This window comes from Actinosynnema sp. NPDC050436 (assembly GCF_040655415.1).
GTDB lineage: Bacteria > Actinomycetota > Actinomycetes > Mycobacteriales > Pseudonocardiaceae > Actinosynnema.
Map to the genome: position 1 here is coordinate 236,612 of NZ_JBFAJV010000001.1, position 21,726 is coordinate 258,337.

General features: G+C 74.2%; 25 protein-coding genes. 13 read left to right on the top strand and 12 right to left on the bottom strand.

What is annotated here, in order from left to right; all coding sequences use genetic code 11:
* Positions 1 to 41: 41 nt before the first annotated feature.
* Positions 42 to 968, top strand: a complete 927-nt coding sequence (locus AB0I60_RS00970; RefSeq protein WP_360724776.1) for a phytoene/squalene synthase family protein — start codon at positions 42 to 44, stop codon at positions 966 to 968.
* Between the two features lie 110 nt (positions 969 to 1,078).
* Positions 1,079 to 2,053: a DUF5914 domain-containing protein gene (locus AB0I60_RS00975; protein ID WP_360724778.1), complete on the top strand. Its 975-nt coding sequence runs from the start codon at positions 1,079 to 1,081 to the stop codon at positions 2,051 to 2,053.
* 21 nt (positions 2,054 to 2,074) lie between these two features.
* On the opposite strand, the gene AB0I60_RS00980 is transcribed toward AB0I60_RS00975, so the two are convergent.
* From AB0I60_RS00980 to AB0I60_RS01005, 6 genes are all read right to left on the bottom strand, one after another.
* Positions 2,075 to 3,607, bottom strand: a complete 1,533-nt coding sequence (locus tag AB0I60_RS00980) for an FAD-dependent oxidoreductase (RefSeq protein ID WP_360724780.1) — start codon at positions 3,605 to 3,607, stop codon at positions 2,075 to 2,077.
* Complete coding sequence (locus AB0I60_RS00985) at positions 3,604 to 4,323, bottom strand: class I SAM-dependent methyltransferase (RefSeq protein ID WP_360724782.1); 720 nt, start codon at positions 4,321 to 4,323, stop codon at positions 3,604 to 3,606. Before AB0I60_RS00985 ends, AB0I60_RS00980 begins: the two co-directional genes overlap by 4 nt.
* Entirely contained in the window at positions 4,320 to 4,628 is a 309-nt protein-coding gene (locus AB0I60_RS00990; RefSeq protein WP_360724784.1) for a lycopene cyclase domain-containing protein, read from the bottom strand. The genes AB0I60_RS00985 and AB0I60_RS00990 overlap by 4 nt, the downstream gene beginning before the upstream one ends.
* On the bottom strand, positions 4,621 to 4,956 hold the full coding sequence (locus tag AB0I60_RS00995; RefSeq protein ID WP_360724786.1) for a lycopene cyclase domain-containing protein: 336 nt from the start codon (positions 4,954 to 4,956) through the stop codon (positions 4,621 to 4,623). Before AB0I60_RS00995 ends, AB0I60_RS00990 begins: the two co-directional genes overlap by 8 nt.
* An 87-nt stretch (positions 4,957 to 5,043) precedes the next feature.
* Positions 5,044 to 5,313, bottom strand: coding sequence for a DUF3040 domain-containing protein (locus AB0I60_RS01000; protein WP_360724789.1), 270 nt, complete (start codon positions 5,311 to 5,313; stop codon positions 5,044 to 5,046).
* Between the two features lie 77 nt (positions 5,314 to 5,390).
* Positions 5,391 to 5,627: a DUF6480 family protein gene (locus AB0I60_RS01005; RefSeq protein WP_360724791.1), complete on the bottom strand. Its 237-nt coding sequence runs from the start codon at positions 5,625 to 5,627 to the stop codon at positions 5,391 to 5,393.
* A 181-nt stretch (positions 5,628 to 5,808) separates the two neighbouring features.
* Here AB0I60_RS01005 and AB0I60_RS01010 point away from each other — a divergent pair, with 181 nt between their 5' ends.
* Complete coding sequence (locus AB0I60_RS01010; RefSeq protein ID WP_360724793.1) at positions 5,809 to 6,261, top strand: DUF4383 domain-containing protein; 453 nt, start codon at positions 5,809 to 5,811, stop codon at positions 6,259 to 6,261.
* A gap of 7 nt (positions 6,262 to 6,268) precedes the next feature.
* Here AB0I60_RS01010 and AB0I60_RS01015 read toward each other — a convergent pair whose 3' ends face one another.
* On the bottom strand, positions 6,269 to 7,093 hold the full coding sequence (locus tag AB0I60_RS01015) for a GAF and ANTAR domain-containing protein (protein ID WP_360724795.1): 825 nt from the start codon (positions 7,091 to 7,093) through the stop codon (positions 6,269 to 6,271).
* A gap of 320 nt (positions 7,094 to 7,413) precedes the next feature.
* Between AB0I60_RS01015 and AB0I60_RS01020 the strand changes: the two genes are divergently transcribed.
* The 3 genes from AB0I60_RS01020 (at position 7,414) to AB0I60_RS01030 (ending at position 9,401) form a co-directional block, all read left to right on the top strand.
* Positions 7,414 to 8,427: a DUF4073 domain-containing protein gene (locus AB0I60_RS01020; RefSeq protein WP_360724797.1), complete on the top strand. Its 1,014-nt coding sequence runs from the start codon at positions 7,414 to 7,416 to the stop codon at positions 8,425 to 8,427.
* Positions 8,428 to 8,568: 141 nt separating this feature from the next.
* Positions 8,569 to 9,015 carry an ATP-binding protein gene (locus AB0I60_RS01025; RefSeq protein WP_360724799.1) on the top strand — a complete coding sequence of 149 codons (447 nt, stop codon included), beginning with the start codon at positions 8,569 to 8,571 and terminating at the stop codon, positions 9,013 to 9,015.
* Positions 9,012 to 9,401, top strand: a complete 390-nt coding sequence (locus tag AB0I60_RS01030; RefSeq protein ID WP_360724801.1) for an STAS domain-containing protein — start codon at positions 9,012 to 9,014, stop codon at positions 9,399 to 9,401. Before AB0I60_RS01025 ends, AB0I60_RS01030 begins: the two co-directional genes overlap by 4 nt.
* Before the next feature lie 15 nt (positions 9,402 to 9,416).
* Here AB0I60_RS01030 and AB0I60_RS01035 read toward each other — a convergent pair whose 3' ends face one another.
* The 3 genes from AB0I60_RS01035 to AB0I60_RS01045 all read right to left on the bottom strand — a co-directional run bounded on the left by AB0I60_RS01035 (position 9,417) and on the right by AB0I60_RS01045 (position 11,426).
* On the bottom strand, positions 9,417 to 10,313 hold the full coding sequence (locus AB0I60_RS01035; protein ID WP_360724803.1) for a glycosyltransferase: 897 nt from the start codon (positions 10,311 to 10,313) through the stop codon (positions 9,417 to 9,419).
* A gap of 52 nt (positions 10,314 to 10,365) precedes the next feature.
* Positions 10,366 to 10,707 carry an STAS domain-containing protein gene (locus AB0I60_RS01040; RefSeq protein ID WP_360724805.1) on the bottom strand — a complete coding sequence of 114 codons (342 nt, stop codon included), beginning with the start codon at positions 10,705 to 10,707 and terminating at the stop codon, positions 10,366 to 10,368.
* Between the two features lie 356 nt (positions 10,708 to 11,063).
* On the bottom strand, positions 11,064 to 11,426 hold the full coding sequence (locus AB0I60_RS01045; protein ID WP_360724807.1) for an STAS domain-containing protein: 363 nt from the start codon (positions 11,424 to 11,426) through the stop codon (positions 11,064 to 11,066).
* A gap of 205 nt (positions 11,427 to 11,631) precedes the next feature.
* Here AB0I60_RS01045 and AB0I60_RS01050 point away from each other — a divergent pair, with 205 nt between their 5' ends.
* A complete protein-coding gene (locus tag AB0I60_RS01050; RefSeq protein ID WP_360724809.1) occupies positions 11,632 to 11,991 on the top strand; it encodes a hypothetical protein in 360 nt (119 codons plus the stop codon).
* Positions 11,992 to 12,055: 64 nt separating this feature from the next.
* Here AB0I60_RS01050 and AB0I60_RS01055 read toward each other — a convergent pair whose 3' ends face one another.
* Positions 12,056 to 12,451 carry a ChaB family protein gene (locus tag AB0I60_RS01055; protein ID WP_360724811.1) on the bottom strand — a complete coding sequence of 132 codons (396 nt, stop codon included), beginning with the start codon at positions 12,449 to 12,451 and terminating at the stop codon, positions 12,056 to 12,058.
* Between the two features lie 240 nt (positions 12,452 to 12,691).
* Between AB0I60_RS01055 and AB0I60_RS01060 the strand changes: the two genes are divergently transcribed.
* The 6 genes from AB0I60_RS01060 to AB0I60_RS01085 all read left to right on the top strand — a co-directional run bounded on the left by AB0I60_RS01060 (position 12,692) and on the right by AB0I60_RS01085 (position 20,217).
* Complete coding sequence (locus AB0I60_RS01060; RefSeq protein WP_360724813.1) at positions 12,692 to 13,618, top strand: UDP-glucuronic acid decarboxylase family protein; 927 nt, start codon at positions 12,692 to 12,694, stop codon at positions 13,616 to 13,618.
* A 30-nt stretch (positions 13,619 to 13,648) separates the two neighbouring features.
* The gene (locus tag AB0I60_RS01065; protein WP_360724815.1) at positions 13,649 to 15,262 is read left to right on the top strand and encodes a carbamoyltransferase C-terminal domain-containing protein; all 1,614 of its coding nucleotides are present in this window, start codon (positions 13,649 to 13,651) and stop codon (positions 15,260 to 15,262) included.
* Positions 15,259 to 16,212 (top strand): glycosyltransferase, encoded by a 954-nt coding sequence (locus AB0I60_RS01070; protein WP_360724817.1) that lies wholly within the window; start codon positions 15,259 to 15,261, stop codon positions 16,210 to 16,212. The genes AB0I60_RS01065 and AB0I60_RS01070 overlap by 4 nt, the downstream gene beginning before the upstream one ends.
* A complete protein-coding gene (locus AB0I60_RS01075) occupies positions 16,209 to 17,072 on the top strand; it encodes a glycosyltransferase family 9 protein (RefSeq protein WP_360724819.1) in 864 nt (287 codons plus the stop codon). Before AB0I60_RS01070 ends, AB0I60_RS01075 begins: the two co-directional genes overlap by 4 nt.
* On the top strand, positions 17,030 to 18,280 hold the full coding sequence (locus AB0I60_RS01080) for a UDP-glucose/GDP-mannose dehydrogenase family protein (protein ID WP_360724821.1): 1,251 nt from the start codon (positions 17,030 to 17,032) through the stop codon (positions 18,278 to 18,280). Before AB0I60_RS01075 ends, AB0I60_RS01080 begins: the two co-directional genes overlap by 43 nt.
* Before the next feature lie 371 nt (positions 18,281 to 18,651).
* Entirely contained in the window at positions 18,652 to 20,217 is a 1,566-nt protein-coding gene (locus AB0I60_RS01085) for a hypothetical protein (RefSeq protein WP_360724823.1), read from the top strand.
* A 222-nt stretch (positions 20,218 to 20,439) separates the two neighbouring features.
* Here the strand turns inward: AB0I60_RS01085 and AB0I60_RS01090 are convergent, their stop codons facing one another.
* Positions 20,440 to 21,696 (bottom strand): aldehyde dehydrogenase family protein, encoded by a 1,257-nt coding sequence (locus AB0I60_RS01090; protein WP_360724826.1) that lies wholly within the window; start codon positions 21,694 to 21,696, stop codon positions 20,440 to 20,442.
* Positions 21,697 to 21,726: the final 30 nt, after the last annotated feature.

A 21,726-nucleotide genomic window follows, 5' to 3' on the forward strand; every position in this document is an offset into this window, starting at 1 on the left:
GCGTGGGTCCCGGGTGCCCGAGGACGAGGAGTCGAACCCTGATGTCTGCGGATCGAGAGCTCGACGCGGCGAAGATCACCGCGCCGGGGCTGCGCGCTGCCTACCGGCACTGCCGGGCGCTCAACGCCGAGCACGGCCGGACGTTCTACCTGGCGACCCGGCTGCTGCCGGCCGACCGGCGGCCGGCGGTGCACGCGCTGTACGGGTTCGCCCGGTGGGTGGACGACATCGTGGACGAGGTGCACGACGGCCGCACCCCGGCCGAGCGCGACCGCGAGCTGGCGGTGGTGGAGCAGCGGCTGGCGGACGGCCTGGCCTCCGGTGCGAGCGACGACCCGGTGATCTCGGCGTTGCTGGACACCGCGCGGAAGTACGAGATCCCGCCCGCGCACTTCGCCGACTTCATGGTCTCCATGCGGATGGACCTGACGGTCACCGACTACCCGACGTGGGACGACCTCGCGGTGTACGTGCACGGTTCGGCGGCGGTGATCGGGTTGCAGGTGCTGCCGGTGCTGGGCACGACCGTGCCGCGCGCCGAGGCCGAACCGGCGGCGGCGGCGCTGGGCGTCGCGTTCCAGCTCACGAACTTCCTGCGGGACGTCGGCGAGGACCTCGACCGGGGCCGGGTGTACCTGCCGGCGGACGAGCTGGCGGCGTGCGGTGTGGACCGCGAGCTGCTCGCCTGGTCGCGCCGGACCGGGCGGGCCGACCCGCGCGTCCGGGCCGCGGTGGCGGAGCAGGTGCGGCGGGCCCGCCGCGCCTACGACGACGCCGCGCCGGGGCTGGCGGTGCTCGACCCGCGCTCGCGGCCGTGCGTGGCGACGGCTTTCCGCCTGTACGGCCGGATCCTGGACCTCGTGGAGCGCGCCGAGTACGACGTGCTGACCCGCCGGGTGGTGGTCTCGCAGGGCCGCCGGCTGGTGGTGGCGCTGCCCGCCCTCGCCCGAGCCGCCCTCGCCCGCTGACCCCACCCGACCCACCGAACCGACCCGAACCGAACCGCCGACCCGATCCGCGCCGATCCGCCGGTTCCGCACCGGCGGGTGCCGATCCCGACACGTTCCGGGGAGAACACGTGCCGAACCTCCCGCTGCGGCTGTTCCGCAGCCGCCCGTGGCCCGAGCAGGAACCGACCTGGCGGGCCGCCGCGCCGGGGGTGATCGACGCCGCGCTGACCCGTGCGACCGCCCGCCCCTCGGGCAACTGGTTCACGGTGTGCGCGAGCCGCGAGGTGCCCGACGACCGGCCGTTCGGCCGGGTGGTCGCCGGGCGCGAGGTCGTGCTGTGGCGCGGCCCGGACGGCGGCCTGCGGGCCGGGCCGGGCGTGTGCCCGCACCTCGGGGCCCCGCTGCGCGACGGCGCTGTGCACCAGGGCCAGGTGGTGTGCCGCTGGCACGGCTTGGCGTTGGGCGGCAAGAAGTTCGGGGCCTGGTGCCCCTACCCGGCGCACGACGACGGCGTGCTGGCGTGGGTGCGGCTGGACGACGTGGGCGGCGAGGAACCGCTGCCCGCGCCGGTCCTGCCCCTGCGCCCGCCGCGCGGCGCGATCGACGCGGTCACCACGGTGATCGGCCGGTGCGAGCCCGAGGACGTGGTGGCGAACCGGCTGGACCCGTGGCACGGGGCGTGGTTCCACCCGTACTCGTTCGCCAACCTGCGGGTGGTGGACACGCCGACCGACGACGAGGACCGCTTCCTGGTCGAGGTGACGTTCAAGGTCGCGGGCCGGGTCGGCGTGCCGGTGGTGGCGGCGTTCACCTGCCCGGAGCCGCGCACGGTGGTGATGCACATCGTGTCGGGCGAGGGAGAGGGCAGCGTGGTGGAGACCCACGCCACCCCGCTGGGCACCGGCCCGGACGGCGCACCGCGCACGGCGGTGATCGAGGCGACGGTGGCCCACTCGGCACGCCGGGGCTTCGCGCTGGCCCGCCCGGCCGCCCCGGTGATCCGCCCGCTGATGAGGTGGGCGGCGGCACGGCTGTGGCGGGACGACCTCGCCTACGCCGAACGCCGGTACGCGCTGCGGCACAAGGAAGTCACCCTCCCCTGACCACCCGCGCCGGAGGAAGCGCTACGCCAACGGCTGGACCGGTTGGCGGCCCCACTTGCGGGCCACGGCGCGCAGGAGGACGCCGCGTCCCCTCGTCGGCACGCTCCACAGCGGAGTCCCCCGCACGCCCCACCGGCCCAGCAGGTGGTTGGCGGCGGTGAAGCCGGTCGTCGCGGCTCGTTCCATCAGGGCCACCGGCAGGTCCACGCGGACCAGGTCGCCCGCCAGCACCAGGCCGGCTTCCGGGGTGACGACGGTCGGCCGGGTGCGCCAGCCGCCGGGCGGGAACAGCGGGCAGTCGGCGCGCAGCTCGTGGCGCTCGTCGACGATCCCCGCGCCGCGCGTCTCCGGGTACACCTCGTGCAGGTGGCCCAGCAGCCGCTTCTCCGCACCGTCCACGTCGGACAGCGCGTAGCCGTGCAGCTCCACCACCGAGCCACCGGTCCGGGCGGCCCACGCCCTGGCCTCGTGCTCGTAGTGGTCGAGCACCGAGATGTTGTCCAGCGCGCCGTAGCCGCTGGTGCCGAGGAACCCCGGACGGTCGGCGCGGACCGGGCGGTCGAACCAGTAGCGCGACACCAGGAACGGCGGCGCGGTCTCCAGGGCGGCGATCGACTCCCGCCACTGCGGGGTGCCGAGGTCCGGCGACGCCGCCACCACCGCGCGCAGGCCGGGCACCTCGGCCGCGAGCACGACCGCGTCGACCTCCACGTCGTCGGACGCGTGCACCACGAACCGCCGCGACCCGCCGCGCGACACGGCCTCGACCGGGGAACCCGTGCGCACGGTGGCGCCCAGGTCCGCGAGCCGCCGGGCGAGGGGCTGCCACAGGCCGTGCGGGAACGGGTCGGCGGCGACGTCGAACAGCAGGCCCTCGGACGAGCCGAGGAAGTAGATGTGGAACATGGTCACCAGCTCGGCCGCCGACATCCGGCCGGGGTGGGCGAAGAAGCTGCGCGAGAACACCTCGAACGCCAGCGCGTGCGCGGGCTTCGGGAACCGGACGTGCTCCAGGTAGGTCGCGGCGTCGAGGTGGTCGAGCTGGTCGTAGGTGTCGGGCACCGCGACGTCCAGCATCGGCAGCGCGGCGCGGGCGTCCACGTCGGGCAGGTCGCGCCACGCGAACGTGGGGCTGCGGTTGAGGAACGCCAGGGCGTTCCACGGCACCGCGCGGGGCAGCCCGGCGAACCCCTCGCGGTGGCCGCCTGCGTGCCACAGCGGGTAGTCCGGCAAGCCGACCAGGGCCGTGCCGGCGGGGTCGACGCGGGCGATGAGCGCGCGCAGGTTGTAGTACTGGCGGAAGAACGCGTGGAAGCCCCGGGTCATCGTGACCCGGCTGCCGTCGGCCAGGCGGGTCGGCCAGCCGCCCACCCGTCCGCCGAGGTGCTCCTCGCGCTCGTGCAGCACGACCCGCACGCCGCGTTCGGCCAGCGCGGTCGCCGCCGCCAGGCCCGCCACGCCGCCGCCGACGACCGCGACCACCTTCGTCCCGTCGCCGGACGGCTCACCGGGCGACGGGTCGATCCGCACCGCCCGCCGGTCGCGTCCCCTCACCGGGACTCCGGCGCGCGACCGAGGAACGTGTGCGTGATGCCGCGCTGCCAGCCGCCCGCACTCCCCCGGCGCACACCGGTGAAGCCGTTGCGGCGCAACCGGTCGCGGAACGCGTCGGCGTCGTCGAAGTCCAGCGCGCTGCGCCACAGGTAGGTGTAGAGGCTGCGGTCGCGGGTCACCGCCCAGCCGGCCGGGATCACCACCGACCAGCACACCGCCGTCCAGATCGCCCGGCGCAGCGCCGAGTTCGCTATCGAGTAGTCGTGCGCCACGAAGGGCGCTCCAGGGGCGAGCAGGTCCCGGACGTGCCGCAGCACCGGGTCCGGGTCGGGCAGGTTGCGCACCAGGTAGGCGGCGAACACCGCGTCGAACGGCCCGGTGACGCCGGCGGCGGCCAGGTCCTCGGCGCGCGAGTGGACGAACTCGACGCGTGCCGGCCACCGCTTGCGGCGCGCGGCGGCGAGCATCCCGGCCGACGCGTCGACGGCGACCACCTCGGCTTCGGGCGCGGCCTCCAGCAGCGCGGCCGTGGACGCGCCCGTGCCGCAACCCAGGTCCAGCACCCGCGCGCCCCGTCCCCGATCCGGCAGCCGCAGCGCGCGGGCCGCCGCGCGCAGCGCCGCGTGGTAGCCGGGGTTCAGGCCGACCAGCAGGTCGTAGCCGGGCGCTCCGGCGTCGAACGCGCCCGGCACCGTTCCGGGCGTCACCGTCGTCATCGCACGGCCTCCTTGCGGCGCTCCCACAGCAACAAAGTCAACGTGACCATCGAGAACCCGAACAGGAAGTCCTCGACGGGGATGTCCCACGGCACCCGGAGCCCGCTGATCGCCCAGTCCGCGTAGAGCACGACGGGGGCGTCCAGCTTGGTGAGCCAGCCGTCGACCGGGACCTGGAAGGCGAGGACGACGGCGAGCGCGAACCAGTAGGCGGGCTTGCGGAACAGCCCGGTGCGCAGCACCGCCGCTTCCAGCACGACCACGACCACCACCGACAACGACGCCGCCAGCAGGTACTCAGGCACGCACGCTCCCCACCGCCACGCGCCGGAGCACGCCGGTCACCGCCTCGTAGGTGGACAGCGCGCACAGCGGGATCACGAGGAAGAACAGCAGTTCCTCCACCGGCACCCCGCCGGGCAGGAACACGCCGGTGATGAACTCCGACCCGAACGTCCAGTGACCCCGGGCGATCGCCACCAGGTCCCAGGCGCCGAACACCAGGACCACGGGGAACAGCGTGCGGGCGAGCGCGCCCGCGCCGTGCCGGTACACCCCGGCACCCAGCGGTTCGAGCGGCACGGTCACCACCAGGCACAGCGCCATCAGGGCCGCGTACTGCCACCGGTCCACGTCCACCTCCGTCGTGCGATCACCTCGACCGTATGGGCCTCGCGGGGTTCCCGCACGTTCGGTGGCGGCGCACGCCGCGCCGGGTGGTCATTCCCGGCTCGCGCGCTCCTTGTGGGACACGTGCGCGCCGACCGTGCAGGCGAACGCGACGACGCTCCAGAAGACCAGCGAGAACGTGACCGTCACCAGGCCCAGCACCAGCAGCAGCGCGCCGAGGAACCACCCGGCGCGAACCGCCGCGGCCCTCGCCCGCGACGGTCGCCGGCCGGTCCGCAGCACCTCGGCGAAGGCGGGGTCGGACTCGGTGAGGCCCCGTTCGATCTCGGCGAGCCTGCGCTTCTCGTCACGGCTGAGCATCGCGGGCTCCCACCATCCGACGCCGACCTGGTCCCCCTGAGTACCCGGCGACCCCGCGCGAAAACCGGGCGGGGTGGTCAGAACAGCTTCGTCCACCCCAGGATCTCGGCAACGATGAACGCGAGGGCCAGCACGGTCACGATCAGCACCGCCACGAGCACCACGACCTGCGGCTTCCGGGACGGCATGGGCTGGGGGTGCGACAGCCCCGACGTCTGACCGGAGTCGGGCGGCGTGTCACCGGGCGTGACGCCGCCACCCGGTTCGAGGCCGGGCGTGCGGGCCGGGTCTGGGTCGGGAGGGGTCGCTGTCATGGGCTCCGGATACCCGCGCGGCCCGGTGTCAAGCACGAGGGGCGCAGCGGCCCGTCCGCCGATCGCGGGAGGGGTGTGGTGCCGGAGGGCGAGTGATCCGCTCCGCACGGGGTAGTCGACGTGGACTGCGGCACGACGGCGGGTGGTTCGCCGGGTCGTGCCCGACCGGCTGGGAGGTGCCATGACGACGGCTACGGGGACCACGCGGACACCTGTCCAGGTGGCGGCGCTGGTGGTGGGTGCGGTGTTCCTGCTGGTGGGGGTGCTGGGCTTCATCCCGGGGGTGACGCAAGGCGACATCGGGGCCGCCGGCCATTCGCGCGCGCTGCTGTTCGGCGTGTTCGCGGTGTCGGTGCTGCACAACTGCGTGCACCTGCTGTTCGGCGTCGCGGGGGTGCTCGCGTCCCGGGCACGGGGCGGGTCGCGGCTGTTCCTGATGGCGGGCGGCTTCGTGTACCTGCTGCTGTGGGTGTACGGGTCGGTCATCCACGACGGCGGGCCGCTGCCGGTCAACGCGGCGGACAACTGGCTGCACTTCGCGCTGGGAGCCGGGATGGTGCTGCTCGCCGTGGCGGCCACGGCCGGGGAGCGCTCGCGCGGTCGCTACCCCGGCCCGGAGCAGCGGGGCCGGTGACGCGCGGTCACCGGTCCGGTTCGTCGGGGAGGTTCAGCTCGGCGTGATGCCCGGCGACGGTCTCCGCGAGTTCGACCAGCTTCACGTTGAGGGTCTGCGAGGTGCGCCGGAGCAGGTCGAACGCGTCGTCGGCGCTCATCCCCCGACGCCCCATCAGGACGCCCTTGGCCTGCCCGATCACGTCCCGGGAGTCGACCGCCCGGCGAAGCTGGCTGACTTCGAGCTGCGCCGCCTCGATGGCCTGCGTGTGCGCCAGGGCCAGGGACGCGTGGGTGGCCAGCAGCAGCGTCACGGCCTGGTCGGCTTCGTCCAGGCCGTGCGGGGTGCGGGAGTAGACGTTCAGCGCGCCGGACAGGCGGGGCGGCTCGGCGTCGGGCAGGAGCGCCGTGGACAGCACCGCGCCCACGCCCCGCTGCGCGGCGGCCGGGCCGAACCGGGGCCACTCGGGCTCCACCGCCAGGTCCTGGCTCACGGCGACCGCAGGCCCCGACGCCATGGCCGCGTCCAGGCACGGCCCCTCCCCCAGGTCGTACTGCACCTGGTCCAGCTCGGCCGCGACGGCGTCGGTGTGCACGGGGGTGTGGAACCGCCCGTCCGGCGCCCGCAGCGTGATCGACACCAGTTCCGCGCCGGGCACCAGCCGCAGCGCAGCGCCCACCACCTGGTCGAGCACCCCGGCGACCGTCTCGGCGTCGAGCAGCGAGTAGGTGAGGGTGGCGAACTGCTGGGCCAGCGGACCCAGCGGGAAGCCGTGGTCGCGGGACAGCCGGTCGGCGGCGAACCGGGTCTTGTCGGCGGCCCAGTCCAACGCGGACGGCGGCATGTCGGGCATGTGGTCCTCTCGTCGCAACCCCCGCCCGTCGCGGGTGGAGGGGTGACCGGCGATCCCGGCCCTACGCTGCTGAACGCCGGACTGCCCGACCACCGGCCACCCCTCCCGACCGGCACGACGACAGCTTCGCCCGACCAGCCGCTGGGGCGAATCTACCTCGTGCCACCCGACCCGGGACGGCAGCGCCCGGTCGGGCGGGCCGGCCGGAAACTGGAGTTACCCTCGCGTACACGTCCAGGCCGGCGCACCGCCACCGGCGGGCACCGCAGACGTCCTACGTTCGGCCCGTTCGTTCCGACCAGGCTGAATGTGGGTGTCCGATGGATCGCAGGTCGTTCATGCTGGCCACGGGTGGCGCGGTCGCCGCGACCACCGCCCTGTCCACCCCGGCCCAGGCCACCGGCGGCCGGGACCCGATCGGCCCGGCCGTGCGGTTCAACATCATCAGCGACATCCAGGGCGACCTGGCCGACTTCGGCAAGGCCCTGGACGACATCAAGGCCACCAACCCCCGCAGCGCCGGCCTCGGCATCGCCGGGGACATCACCCCGCGCGGCTACGACTTCGAGTACGCCCAGGTGCGGGCCGTGCTGGACAAGCACCCACACCCGCGCACCGTCGCGTGGGCCATCGGCAACCACGAGTTCTACGTGCCGAAGTGGCGCGACCCCGACACCCTGGCCCAGGAGACCTGGCCCAACGGGACCACCGAGGACTCCCTGTTCCGCAGCTTCTACAACTTCGCCGGGCGCAACACGGTCTACTCGGAGACCTCGTTCGGCGGGGTGCCGGTGCTGACGCTGGGCACCGAGCGCTACGCCCGATACCACGACCCGAAGCTCTGGGACGAGGTGTGGCTCAGCGACCAGCAGTTCACCTGGCTGGAGCAGCGGCTCGCGCACTGGGACCGGTGGCGCAAGCCGGTGGTGGTGTTGACCCACCACCCGCTGCCCAACACCGTGTCCGGCACCCACAACAAGCTCTACCTCAACGACTACCTCCAGGCCGACCGCCTGCTCGGGGTGCTCGGCAAGTACCGGGACGTGTTCCTGTTCTCCGGCCACACCCACTGGGACCTGACCCTGTCCGACTGGGTGGTGCGCCGGGTCGTCCCGGGCACCGGCAACCTCGAAGGCTTCACGGTGGTCAACACCGGTGCCGTGCAGACCGGCTGGGTGGACGACGGCAAGGGTGGCGAGTCCTCGCTCGGTGGCAGCTTCAACCAGGGCCTCCAGGTCGAGGTGCACCCCCGGGCCGTGGTGATCAAGGCGCGGGACTTCACCACCGGCACCTGGCTGAAGCAGGTGACCGTCCCGCTGCGCGACAGCCTCTGAGCGCCACCCCGTTCTTGCCCGCGCAGGACCTCCCCCCGCGCCGCCGCCCACCCGTCACCTGCCGGGTGGGATTGCGCGGCGCGGCAATCGGGTAGCCGCATCTCGATTCGAGTCGGAACACGACTGGACAGGGAGTGGTCGATGTCCTCGCAGCAGCGCAAGTCAACTGGTCAGGACACCGGGCAGCGGGAAGTCACCCGCGATCTCGCCGACACGCCGGACCGCGCGGTCCGGGCGCTGGTGGGCGAACTGCTCGGCGGGCACGAGGGCGTGCTCGCCGACGACGCCGTCCTCGCGGCGGACGAGCTGGTCGGCAACGCGCGGCAGCACGGGGTGCCGCCGTGCACCTTCCGGGCGATCCTCGACCCGGGCCGGCGGCTGCGCGTCGAGGTCGACGACTGCTCGCCGGACCTCCCGCACAAGCGCCCGCCGGACGAGGACGGCGGCCGGGGCCTGCGCCTGGTGGAGAATTTGGCCACGGCGTGGGGCGTGGACGCGCACGAGGACCACAAGACGGTGTGGGCCGAGTTCGCCCTCGACCACCTCACCAACGACGCGCCGCACCTGACCGGGGTGGAGCCGTCATGACCTCGGTGCAGAAGGCGCTCTCGCCGCCACCGGACGGCGCGCTGTCGTGCACCGTCCGCCGCGTCCCGGACGGCACGCCGGTCGTGGAGGTGCTGGGCGACGTGGACGCGGTCACCGCCCGGGAGCTGCGGACCGCCGGCGTCGCGGCGGTGGACGACGCCGGCGGCGGGGTGTGCGTGCTGGACCTGTCGGCGGTCACGTTCCTCAACGCGGCGGGCCTGTCGGGCCTGGTGTCGGTGGTCGGGCACGCGCGCGCCCGGGGCCGGGTGGTCCGCATCGTGGTGGACTCGAACCGCCGGGTGATCCGCCCCATCGAGGTCACCGCGCTGGACCACGCCCTGTCGCTGTTCCACACCGTCGAAGAGGCCCTGGCCACCACCGCGTGACGACCCCGCGCCCGGTCAGGTCGCCGCGCGCCGGCTCGTCCTCCGCCGGGCCGGTGGGTCAGCGCGCGACACCGCCCTGACCTGCTGTTCGACGTCCGGGGGCAGCACGCGGCGTTGCCGGACCGCAGCCGGCAGCCGCACCAGGGCCGCGCCCAGGGCCGCGCGGGCGTCCCGGTCGACCAGCGCCCGCCCGACCAGTTCCGCCGTGGCGGACCACGCCGCCGCGCGTGGGCGGCGCAGCCACGTGGTCAGCAGGTCGTTGCGCAGCTCGACCCGGTGCCGGGCCGCCGCCGGACCGCGCGCGGTGGAGGGCAGGTGGTGGGCCCTGACGTCCTCGACGTAGCAGCACGCGAACCCCGCCGCCGCCAGGTCCCAGGAGAACAGCCGCTCCTCGCCGCAGAAGAACAGCAGCGGGGCGAACCCGCCCACGGCCAGGAAAGCGTCGCGGCGCACCACCGCACCGCAGCAGATGAACCCCAGCACTGACGGACCGGGAAGGCGGGGGTCGGTGCCCAGCGGCGACACCGCCATCGACCCGCAGACCGGGTCGAGGCTGCCGGAGGGCTCGACCACCACCCGTGCGGCCACCAGTCCCAGCCTCGGATGGGCGTCGAACAGCGCCTCGGCGCGAGGGAGGGCGTCGGCCGCCCACCACGAGTCGTCGTCGCAGAACGCCACGTACGGCGTGTCGGCGGCGCGGACCCCGGCGTTGCGGGCTGCCGCGCCGGCGTTGCGCTCCAACGCGATCACGCGCACTTCGGGGAACTCCCGGCGCACGCGCGGCACGGTGTCGTCGGACGAGCCGTTGTCCACCACGACCACCGGAAAACCCAGCGGGCGCACCGACTCCAGGGTGCGGACGAGACCACCGACCCGGTTGCGCGTGGCGACCACCACCGTTGTCCGCGTCATGCAGTAGATCTACCCCGCCGTGCGCAGGCCACACCGCAGGCGCGGGACACCGTCAACCGCAGCCGGCCAGCGCCTCGTCGACCGTGGCGAACACCAACATCGACCGCCGCACCGCGAACTCCACGACGGAGCGCAGGGCACCGTCCAGCACGGCCGCCACCCGCACCCCGCGCTGCGCGCAGGAGCGCGCGAACCGGCCCAGCACGTGGATCCCGGCTGCCGCGAGGAGGTCGAGCCCGCTCAGGACGACCACGACGAGCGGTGGCGGCGGCATCCCGGCGATCGCCCGGTGGAGGTGCGCGGCCGTGCTGTCCGCGTGGGCGGCGTCGAACACACCGGTCAGGTGCAGCACGACCGCTTTGCCGCCGCGTTCTTCGACTACTCCGACAGGCACCGTCCGTGCCCCTTCCCTGCGGGGAACTCCGCTCGTGGCGCGGGACGGGCAGGCCGGACGGCAACGCGGAATTTTCTACCGCCTGCCGACCCGCGTACCCGTTGTGGGGCGCAGCGACACTTCTTCGGGAACCTCGGTGCGGGAAGTGCCCCTACCGTTATGTCGTCCCGGCCACCACGGGTAGGTCCGGTCTCGGGAACGCGCGGACGCCGAACCGGCCGGGCTCGGACATCACGTCGACTGCGCACCGGTTTCCGGGGTGGCGGGCGGGTCCGCCGCGCAGGAGTCGGGCCTGGCGGCGGTCCAGTCGTTCGGCGGTGTCGCGGTGGGCGCTCCCGGCGGCGGCTTCGACCGGGTCACCGGCGGTCGGCCGGGCCGTCGAGGGCTTCTTCCAGCGTCGGCACGACGGTCAGCACGGACAGCACCTGCGTGAGTTCCAGCGGGCGCAGCACGGCGCGGTGGTCGGCCACGACGCGCAACCGACCGCCGTTCTCGGCGCACAGGCGGTTCAGGCGCACGAGCAGCGCCACGCCGTGCGAGCCGAGGAACCCCACGCGGGTGAGGTCCAGCACGACCGGGGTGGCGTGGGCCGCCACGTCCCGCGCGCGGCTCTCCAACTCTTCCGCCGTTCTCATGTCCACGTCGCCCTGCACGCGCAGGACGACACCCGCTGCGCGGGTCTCGCTGTCCACGGTGAGCATCCAAGGGGAATCGATCACGTCGAACCGCCTGTCCCGACTTCCGGCCGTGCGCCGCTGGTGGTCAGGCTGGTGACTCAACCTCTCCCCGAACCGTACTCCCCGCATTCGCCACCGTCGAGCTCCGCCCCGGCGCGTCGGGTGGCCCGGCGCGCGCCGGGATCGCGGTTTCCCGGGGTGATCAGGGGTATCCGGGGATGACCCGTCACCCGAGGGAAGGACCACGATGGCTGCGCTCACCCGGCTCCTGGGAGCCGCCACGGCGGCGTACGGTGCCGCGATCATCGCCGAACCCAAGCTGCTCGCCCGCCCGTGCGGGCTGTCCGACGCGCACGGGCGGGTCGAACCGGCCGTGCGGACGCTGGTCGGCGGGATCGGCGCGCGGGACGCCGCCATCGGCCTGGCCATGGTGCTCGCCCCGGCCGGCACGGCGCTGAAGTGGGCGGTGGCCGCCCGGGTCGTGTCGGACGCCGCCGACGCGGTGGTGTTCGGCCTGACGCTGCCCGATCGGGCCGCCCGGCGCAAGATCGCCGCGTTCGCGCTGTCCTGGGCCGCCGCGTGCGCGGTCTCCGCCCTGGGCAGGTAGCGCTGCCGTCTTACCGGGCAGGCGACGGTGCCGGCCACCGGATCCGCGGATCCGGTGGCCGGCGTCACTCCCGGGCCGCCCTCGTCTCACGCTGGTTGGCCTTGTCGATCGCATCCACCAGCTCCTCCTTGCTCATGGTCGACCGGCCCGGCACGTCCAAGCGGCGCGCGATCTCGTAGAGGTGGCGCTTGCTCGCGTTGGCGTCGACGCCGCCGGCCGTCTTCCCCGCCTCGGGCGTGCTGCGAGCGGCCTGGTCGTCGGACGGGCCCTTCTGCTCCTTGGCCTCCCAGTGGTCGCCGACCTTCTCGAAGGAGTGCTTGAGCGCGGAGAACGCGGTGCGGTGCGCGCGTTCGCCCTCTCCGTAGGTCTCCACCGCCGAGTCGTGCGTCTTGCTCCACGTGCGCTGGGCCTTGTCGGACGACCGCTCGACCGTGCTGGGCATGTCTCGTCGTGCGGGCATGGCACCTCCTGGTTGCGCGCGGACCACCGGGTTACCCCCGGCACCGCACGACAACCGTCCGGGCCGCGCGCGCCGGCCCCGGCTCCCGGGCCCCGGAACCGACACGACCGGGTGAGCGCCGCTCCTCACCGACCGTTGTCACTCGATCGGGACAGGGCTCGGAGCAGGGAGAAGCGCTGCTCTGCGTAGTCCGCCGGCTCCCCGGTGCATGAGTCGCTTCGACCGGGGTAGCTGGGAACCATGGGTTTCCGACGAGTGGTGGTCACCGGTGGCGCGGGCTTCATCGGCTCGCACGTGTGCGAAGCGCTGCTGGAGCGCGGTGCGCGCGTGGTGTGCGTGGACGACTTCCGGACCGGCTCGCCGGACAACCTGCCCGACCACCCGCACCTGGGCGTCGCGCCCGGTGACGTGACGCGGCCCATCGACCTGCTCGGCGACGTCGACCTGGTGCTGCACCTGGCCTGCCCGGCGTCCCCGGTGGACTACCTGCGGATGCCGGTGGACACGCTGCGGACCGGCGCGCTGGGCACCCTGCACGCGCTGGAACTGGCGCGGCGCAAGGGGGCCAGGATCGTGGTGGCCTCGACCAGCGAGGTCTACGGCGACCCGCTGGAGCACCCGCAGCGCGAGGACTACTGGGGCAACGTCAACCCGATCGGGCCGCGCAGCGTGTACGACGAGGCCAAGCGGTTCGGCGAGGCAGCGGTCGAGGCGTTCCGCCGCGAGTACGGCACGGACACCGGGATCGTGCGCATCTTCAACACCTACGGCCCCCGGATGCGGCCCGACGACGGCCGCGTGGTCCCGACCTTCCTGCGGCAGGCGCGCGCCGGCGAGCCGCTGACCGTGCACGGGGACGGCAGGCAGACCCGGTCGCTGTGCCACGTGGACGACCTGGTGCGCGGGCTGCTGGCCATGGCGGAGTCCCCGCACCACGGCCCGGTGAACCTGGGCAACCCGCACGAGGTGACCGTGCTGGAGATCGCGGAACGGATCATCGCGCTCACCGGCTCCACGTCGGTGGTCGAGCACGGGGCCGGGATGGTGGACGACCCGAAGCGGCGCAGGCCCGACATCTCCCTGGCGCGCGAGGTGCTCGGCTGGGAGCCGGAGATCTCGCTGGACGAAGGGCTCCGACGTTCGTTCGCCCCGCATCCCGTCGGGTGAGCGTCCACACCGGACGAAAGGAGGCGCGCTGTGCGCGTGCTCGGCATCAACGCGGTTTTCCACGACCCCGCCGCCGCGCTGGTGGTCGACGGCCAAGTCGTCGCCGCAGCGGAAGAGGAGCGGTTCTCCCGGCGCAAGCACGGCAAGCGGCCGGTGCCGTTCTCCGCGTGGGAGCTGCCCGAGCAGGCCGCCCGGTGGTGCCTGGAGCACGCCGGGCTGGGCCCTGCCGACCTGGACGCGGTGGCGTATTCCTACGACCCGGCTTTGGTGGCGGCGGACACCGCGCCGTGGGAGGAGCTGCGCACCACCTACGCGCGCCGCGCGCCGCAGTTCCTCGCCACCGCGCTGCCCGGCCTCGACCCGGACATCGTCCGGTTCGTCCCGCACCACGTGGCGCACGCGGCGTCCACGGGCCTGGCCGCGCCGTTCGACGGTGACTGCGCCGTGCTGGTGGCGGACGGTCGGGGCGAGTGCGGCTCGCACCTCTCCGGGCAGTACCAAGGCCACAGGTTGACCACGCTCGCCGCGCAGGACCTCCCCCACTCCCTCGGACTGCTCTACGAAGACCTCACCGAGCACCTGGGCTTCCTGCGCTCCAGCGACGAGTACAAGGTGATGGCACTCGCCTCCTACGCGGAGCCGGTGCACCTGGAATTGTTGCGGCAGCACGTCTTCGCCCGCCCGGACGGCGGTTTCGAGGTGCGGCCGGTGGACTGGGCGGCGCTGGCCAAGCCCCGGGGCGCGGCCGACGAGGTGACCCGGGAGCACGCGGAGCTGGCCGCGAGCGTGCAGACGCGGGTCGAGGAGGTGCTGCTGGACCTGGCCCGGTGGCTGCACGAGCGGACCGGGCAGCGCCGGCTGGCCATGGCGGGCGGCGTCGCGCTCAACTGCGTGGCCAACACCCGCATCCTGGACGAGGGGCCGTTCGACGAGGTGTGGGTGCAGCCTGCCGCCGGCGACTCGGGCACCGCGCTGGGCGCGGCGCTGCACGTCGCGGCGGAGGGCGGCGAACCGGCGGCGGCCATGCCCGGGGCGGACCTCGGGCGCGGCTTCTCCGACGACCAGGTCGAGGAGTTCCTCAAGCGCGCGGCGGTCTCCTACGAGGAGCCCGACGACATCGCCGAGGTCGTCGCCGAGGCGTTGGCGGCCAACCAGGTCGTCGCGTGGTTCCAGGGGCGCAGCGAGTACGGGCCGCGCGCGCTGGGGCGGCGGTCGCTGCTGGCCAGCCCCTGCCACGCGGAGAACCTGGGGCGGCTCAACGACGTGAAGGGGCGCGAGCAGTTCCGCCCGGTCGCGCCGATGGTGCTGGAGGAGCGGGCCGCCGAGCTGTTCGCGCGGGGACCGATCCCCAGCCCGTACATGCTGTTCGTGCACGACGTGCGCCCGGAGTGGGTGGACCGCATCCCGGCCGTCGTGCACGTCGACGGCACCGCGCGGGTGCAGACCGTCGCGCCGGACCGGGAGCCGCTGATGGCGCGCGTGCTGCGCGGGTTCGAGCGGCGCACCGGGGTGCCCGTGGTGGTCAACACGAGCTTGAACACCGCCGGCCGGCCGATGGTCGACGACCCGCGCGACGCGCTGGAGTGCTTCGGCTCGGCACCGGTCGACCTGCTGGCCATCGGCCGGTTCGCGGTGCGCCGGTGAGCGCCGACTACGCCGTGGTGATCCCCACCGTGGGTCGGGCGAGCCTGTCGGCGGTGCTGGACGCCGTCGAGCACGGCGAGGGGCCGCCGCCGCGCGAGGTGATCGTGGTGGACGACCGGCCGGTTCCCGGCCCGCTGCCCCCGACGCACTCGGCGCGCGTGCTGCACAGCGGCGGGCGCGGCCCGGCCGCCGCCCGCAACACCGGGTGGCGGGCGACGTGCTGCGAGTGGGTGGTGTTCCTGGACGACGACGTGGTGCCCGGCCCGGACTGGCGCGCGCTGCTCGCCGAGGACCTCCGGGACGCACCCCTCGACCTGGGTGCCTGCCAGGCCCGGATCGTGGTGCCGCTGCCCGCCGGCCGCCGGCCGGACGACTGGGAGCGCGGCACGGCCGGGCTCGCCGGCGCCAAGTGGATCACCGCCGACATGGTCTACCGGCGGGCCGCGCTGGTGCGGGCGGGCGGGTTCGACGAGCGGTTCCCGCGCGCCTACCGGGAGGACGCCGAGCTGGCGGTGCGGGTGCTGGACCACGGCTACCGGATCACCACCGGGCGGCGCACCACCACGCACCCGGTGCGCGAGTCGGACTTCTTCGCCAGCCTGCGGCAGCAGCGGGGCAACGCGGACGACGCCCTCGTGCGGCGGCTGCTCGGCCCGGGGTGGCGCGCGCGGATCGGCGGCCACCGGGGACGGCTGAAGTGGCACGCGGCCACGACGGTGGCCGGCGTCGCGGCGGTGGTGGCCGCGCTGGCGGGTCGACGCCGGCCCGCGCTGGCCGCCGGCGCGGTCTGGGCGGGGCTGACCGCCTGGTTCGCGGCCCAGCGCATCGCGCCCGGCCCGCGCACCTCCGGCGAGGTGTGGCGGATGGCCGTGACCAGCGCCGCCATCCCGCCGGCCGCGTGCTGGCACCGGCTGCGGGGCGAGCTGCGCTTTCGGGGGGTGCGGCGGTGAACGTGCTCGTGCTGCGCGCCCTCGGGCTGGGCGACCTGCTGACCGCCGTGCCCGCGCTGCGCGGCCTGCGCCGGGCGTTCCCGGCGGCGGTGATCACGCTCGCCGCACCGGCCTGGCTGGCCGACGCGGTGGCGCGGATCGACGCGGTCGACCGGCACTTGCCCGTCGCCGGGCTCGACCCCGTCCCGTTCGAGCGGCCGGACCTCGCGGTGAACCTGCACGGCCGGGGCCCGCAGAGCACGGCGCTGCTGCGCGCCACCGACCCCGGCCTGCTGATCAGCGCGGAGCACTGGGACGACGAGCAGCACGAGGTGCTGCGGTGGTGCGAGCTGCTGGACCGGCACGGGATCGCGTGCGACCCCGACGACCTGCGGCTGCCGCCCGTCGAGCGCAACGACCACGTCGTGGTCCACCCGGGGGCGAGCCACGGGGCGCGGCGGTGGCCGGTCGACCGGTGGGCCGCCGTCGCGCGGGCGCTGGGGCCGTCGGTCGCGGTGACCGGCAGCGAGGCGGAGCGCCCGCTCGCCACCGCCGTGGGCCGGCCCGCGATCGGGTCGCTCGGGTCCTTCCTGGACCTGGTCGGCGGCGCGCGGGCGCTGGTGTGCGGCGACACCGGCGCGGCGCACGTCGCCACCGCGTACGGCACCCCGTCTGTGGTGCTGTTCGGGCCGGTGCCCCCGGCGCGCTGGGGACCGCGCGGCGGGCCGCACCGGGCCCTGTGGCACGGCCGCGTCGGCGACACGTTCGCCGACGAGCCCGACCCCGGGCTGCTGGAGATCGACGTCGCCGAAGTCCTGACCGCACTGGGAGGTGTGCCGTGGCGCGAATCGGTGTCATCGGAGCGGGCTACGTCGGCCTGACCACCGCCGCGTGCTTCGCGGAGCTGGGGCACGACGTGGTGTGCGCGGACGTGGACGAGGGTCGGGTGCGCGCGCTGCGCCGGGCCGAGGTGGCGGTGCTGGAACCCGGGCTGACCGCGCTGGTGGAGCGCGGCCTGGCCACGGGACGCCTGCGGTTCGTGCGCGGGAACCGCGACGCGCTGGCCGGCCGGGACTTCGTCTTCCTGTGCGTGCCGACCCCGACCGGCGGCGACGGCGCGGCGGACCTCTCGGCCGTGCACGCGGTCTTGGGCGAGGGTCACCTGCTGTCGCCGGACAGCGTGCTGGTGCTGAAGTCGACCGTGCCGCCGGGCACCGCGGACACCGTCGCCGACGTGGTCGACGTGCCGGTGGTGTCGAACCCGGAGTTCCTGCGCGAGGGGCACGCGGTCGAGGACTTCCTGCGCCCGCAGCGGATCGTGGTCGGCGGCCCGGCGGCTCGGCGGGTGTCGGCGCTGTACCGGGCCGAGGGGGTGCCGGTGGTGGTGACCTCGACCGTGGGCGCGGAGCTGGTGAAGTACGCGAGCAACTGCTTCCTGGCGGTGAAGCTGTCGTACGTGAACTCCCTGGCGGAGCTGTGCGAGCAGGTCGGCGCGGACGTCGAGGACGTGACCGCCGCGATGGGCCTGGACGACCGGATCGGCACCGCGTTCCTCGCGCCCGGCCCGGGGTGGGGCGGGTCGTGCCTGCCCAAGGACACCCGGGCGCTGCTGGCCGCCGCCGAGCGGGCCGGCGTCGACTTCCCCCTGCTGGGCGCGGCGATCAGCACCAACGACCACCAGCCGCACCGGGTGGTGGCCAAGCTCCGCGACGTCGTCGGCCCGCTGGAGGGCGCGCGGATCGCGTTGCTGGGGCTGGCTTTCAAGGCTGGCACGAACGACCTGCGCGACTCACCCGCCCTGGCCGTCGCCGACCTGCTCGCCGCCGAGGGCGCCGACCTGGTGGCCTACGACCCGGGCGTGCTCGCGGCGGCCGGCCTGCGGGTCGTGGAGTCGGCCCAGGACGCCGCGCGCGGCGCGCGGGCGCTGCTGGTGCTGACCGAGTGGCCGGAGTTCGCCGAGCTGGACTGGCCGTCGCTGGCCCAGGACATGAGCGACCCGGTGATCGTGGACACCCGGAACCTGGTCCCGCCGGACAAGGTGGTGGAAGCCGGCTTCCGCCTCGTGGGCACCGGTCGCCGCAACCCCTGACCCCGCGCCGGTGGGTGGCTGACCGATGCGGCACCACCGGGCGATCGGTGCAGGCTCAGAACAGGAATCCACCTGGCCAGGTGTTGTCGACGCCCTTCCGGGCACAGTCCCGCGCGCGCAGCGCGACCACCAGGTAAGCCGTTTGGTGAAAATCAGATCGGACGGGTGAGGAACAGGGCCGCCTGCGCTGGCTGCCCGATCCGCATTCACGGGTGCGGACCACGTTCTCGGTCGGGGCCGGCGCATCGCGTGCTTTTCGAAGGCTTTCGTGGGTAACCGGACGCACTATCGGGCGGATCGCGCAGACATCGGGTTTCACCACCCGTCAAGGTGTGGTCTATTGGCTCCCGTTCTGCGGAATCGCGACCGGAATGGAGACCGAAGTGGCGCACCGCAACCTCTACACCTCGATGGACTACTACCGGGCCCTCGCCGAGAAGTCCCGCACCCTGACGGAGATCAAGGACGCACGCCCGGTCAACGTCGGGACGGCCGGTGGGTTCCCGTTCTACTTCAGGGACAAGTCGAACTGGTTCACCGAACTCGCCTGGACGTACCTCAACTACCGGCCGACCCCGAGCAGCACCGTTCCGGGCGAGTACCTCCTCGGGGCGGAACTCGCGAGCACCCGGTACCTCACCTACCTGCGCGACGTGCAGTGGCTGCTCAGCAGCGCGGACGAGCAGGCGCTGGAGCAGGGCGAGATCGACCACCAGGAAGCCGCCCAGATGCTGGTCAACGACTACGAGCGGGCGTTCGGCGAGATCACCGACGACGAGTTGGAAGCGGCGGGGTCGAGGACGAAGGTCGGGTACATCCTGGACGTCCAGATCCCGATCTGGGCGGACAAGCCGAACTTCAAGTTCCAGACCGGGAACGTGGACGACCTCGAAGAGGCGCTGCCCAACCGCCCCTCCGAGTCGGACGGCATCCTGGTGGCGCTGTGCGAGTACATCAACGCCCTGGAGAAGTACCTCCCGATCCTCAACATGCAGGGCGCGGCGCGGGGCCGCCGGAACCAGGCCATCAAGAACACCGAGAACCCGACGAAGGAGAACGGCGGCCTCAGGACGGTCGCCCCCGACGGGAAGACCACGAAGTACCGGGTCGCCTACCAGCCCTCGCGGGAACCCAAAGCGATCCGGGCGGACCTGGAAAAGGCCGCCAAGTCGTCGGTCACGATCACCATCAAGGCCCGGCACTACCAGCAGGGCGAGGCCAGTCTGGAGGTCGACGGCAGGGCCGGCGGCGTCATCGGCTGGGGCGGGCTGCTGGCGTTCGGCACGAGTTCGGCCAGCTACTCGGTGGACAGGTTCGCCGCCTCGCAGGTGTCGATCGACATCGCCATCACCATGCGGGGGCTGTCGTGGGTGCAGGCCGCGCCCGCGCTGCTGTCGGAGGACGCCAAGACCGGCTGGTTCGCCCCGGACATCCTGGAGGAGGCCGTCAAGAACGACGGCAAGGACGTCACCGGCTACCACCTGTTCCACTACCCCGCGAGCGAGGTCGCGGAGTTCTGGATGCAGCAGGGCCTGGTGCTCGGGTGCCTGCCGTCGATCAAGGTGACCTACCACGCGGGCCGGTGGAACCAGGCGGGTGAGGAGCTGCGCCAGTCCGCCGACCTCGGGGTCTCCCTGTTCGGCATCCCGCTGACCGTCGCGCACAACCGCTACAAGAAGGCGAACTTCGAGCGCAGCGTGGACGGCAAGAGCTTCACGCTGACGATCGAGCCCCCGTCCGGGTCGGAGGTGCCGAACCTCACCGACCACCGCGCGCACGTCCTCGGCGTCCAGGTGCACCAGCCGTTCAAGCCCCAGGAGACGCCCAAGGTCCCGGAGTCCCGGCGGCCCGACCTGGCGGTCGAGTTGACCACCGACCCGAAGGGCGGGCCGGCCACCGACCTGAAGGGCGAGCCCGACGCGCTCACGCCCGCCTAGCAGCCGCCGACGCGGGACGGGCTTCGTGCGCTCGGCAGCGGTGCTCGTCAGCGCCCTGCCGGTGTTGGTTCCGCTGGGCGGTTCCCCGCCGCAGCCGTCGAGCACTGCGGGAAGCAGGCGGTGGAGGGTGTGCCCTGCCGGTAGGAGGACGGGCACACCCGGCCGCTCGTCGCAGGTCGGGGTGGCGGCGGGGCCGTCGTCGGCGGGCGGCCACCGGATCGGTCAGGTGCAGGTCGGTGTGCCCAGGTGCACGACCTTGGTGGTCGTCATCTCGTCCAGCAGCTCCGGCCCGTAGCCGTAGCCCGTGCCGGACGCCCCGCGCGGCTGGGCGGCACCGCCGGGTGCGCCGCCGAACACCGCGTTGACCTTCACCGTGCCGACGGGCAGGGCCCGCCACGCCCGGTGCGCGTGGGCCATCGACGCGGTCAGCACGGTCGCCGCCAGGCCGTGGTCGCCGGCGGCGGCTTCCTCCAGCGCACGGTCGAAGGACGGCACCACGCGCACCGGGACCACCGGGCCGAATGTCTCCTCCACCATCACCCGCATCTCCGGCGTGCAGCCGGTGAGCACGGTGGCCGGGTGCACGCGGACGTCCGGCGCGCCGCCCACCAGCAGCTCCGCGCCGGCCTCGACCGCTTCGGCGACGTGCGCGTGCACGGCGGCGGCGTGGCGTTCGTCCACGAGCGGCTGGGGGTCGGCGTTCCACTCCCGCGCCAGGTCGCACAGCGCGGCCAGGAACGGTTCCGCCACCGCCTCGTGCACGTAGACCCGCTCGACCGACGTGCACAGCTGGCCCGCGTTGGTGAACGCGCCCAGCGCGGCCTGGCCGGCCGCCCAGACCGGGTCCACGTCCGCGTCGACCACCAACGGGTCGTTGCCGCCGTTCTCCAGCAGCAGCTTGGCGCGCGAGGCGGCGGCGATCGCCCGGCCCGTGGCCGTCGACCCGACGTGCGCCACCACGTCGACGTCGGGGTCGGCGGCGAGTGCCGCGCCGACCCCGCCACCGCCGTCCACGGTCTGCAACACGCCCGGCGGGAAGTGCGGTGCCAGCACCTCGCCCAGCAGCCGGCCGGTGCGCGGGCACCGCTCGCTGGGCTTGTGCACCGCGGCGTTCCCGGTGACCAGGGCCGCGCCCAGCAGGCCGCAGGCGATCGCCACCGGGTCGTTCCACGGGGTCAGCGCCACCACGACGCCGCGCGGCACGGGGATCATGAAGTCGGCCGCGCCGGGCGATCCGTGCAGCGACCGGCCCCGGTGCACCGGGCCCAGCTCGGCGTACTGGGCGAGCGTGCCCGCACCGGCCAGCACGCCCTCCCGCGCGGACGCCGCCGGCCGTCCCGTCTCCTCCTCCTGCACGGCGGCCAGGTCGTCGGCCCGCTCCTGCACGGCCTCGGCGGCGGCGCGCAGCGCGGCCCCGCGCTCGGCGGCCGGTGTGCTGCCCCAGCTGTCCTGGGCCTTCCGCGCGGTGTTCACGCTCATGTGGCCTCCTCTGCGCCAGACTTCCGGGTG

Bases quoted from the DNA above. Each gene is read 5' to 3' on its own strand.
- AB0I60_RS01015 (WP_360724795.1), bottom strand. From the start codon at position 7,093: ATGCCCGACATGCCGCCGTCCGCGTTGGACTGGGCCGCCGACAAGACC.
- AB0I60_RS01060 (WP_360724813.1), top strand. From the start codon at position 12,692: ATGGGTTTCCGACGAGTGGTGGTCACCGGTGGCGCGGGCTTCATCGGC.
- AB0I60_RS00985 (WP_360724782.1), bottom strand. From the start codon at position 4,323: ATGACGACGGTGACGCCCGGAACGGTGCCGGGCGCGTTCGACGCCGGA.
- AB0I60_RS00970 (WP_360724776.1), top strand. From the start codon at position 42: ATGTCTGCGGATCGAGAGCTCGACGCGGCGAAGATCACCGCGCCGGGG.
- AB0I60_RS01000 (WP_360724789.1), bottom strand. From the start codon at position 5,313: ATGCTCAGCCGTGACGAGAAGCGCAGGCTCGCCGAGATCGAACGGGGC.
- AB0I60_RS01025 (WP_360724799.1), top strand. From the start codon at position 8,569: ATGTCCTCGCAGCAGCGCAAGTCAACTGGTCAGGACACCGGGCAGCGG.
- AB0I60_RS01085 (WP_360724823.1), top strand. From the start codon at position 18,652: ATGGAGACCGAAGTGGCGCACCGCAACCTCTACACCTCGATGGACTAC.
- AB0I60_RS01030 (WP_360724801.1), top strand. From the start codon at position 9,012: ATGACCTCGGTGCAGAAGGCGCTCTCGCCGCCACCGGACGGCGCGCTG.
- AB0I60_RS01035 (WP_360724803.1), bottom strand. From the start codon at position 10,313: ATGACGCGGACAACGGTGGTGGTCGCCACGCGCAACCGGGTCGGTGGT.
- AB0I60_RS01005 (WP_360724791.1), bottom strand. From the start codon at position 5,627: ATGACAGCGACCCCTCCCGACCCAGACCCGGCCCGCACGCCCGGCCTC.
- AB0I60_RS01020 (WP_360724797.1), top strand. From the start codon at position 7,414: ATGGATCGCAGGTCGTTCATGCTGGCCACGGGTGGCGCGGTCGCCGCG.
- AB0I60_RS01050 (WP_360724809.1), top strand. From the start codon at position 11,632: ATGGCTGCGCTCACCCGGCTCCTGGGAGCCGCCACGGCGGCGTACGGT.
- AB0I60_RS01090 (WP_360724826.1), bottom strand. From the start codon at position 21,696: ATGAGCGTGAACACCGCGCGGAAGGCCCAGGACAGCTGGGGCAGCACA.
- AB0I60_RS01055 (WP_360724811.1), bottom strand. From the start codon at position 12,451: ATGCCCGCACGACGAGACATGCCCAGCACGGTCGAGCGGTCGTCCGAC.
- AB0I60_RS01010 (WP_360724793.1), top strand. From the start codon at position 5,809: ATGACGACGGCTACGGGGACCACGCGGACACCTGTCCAGGTGGCGGCG.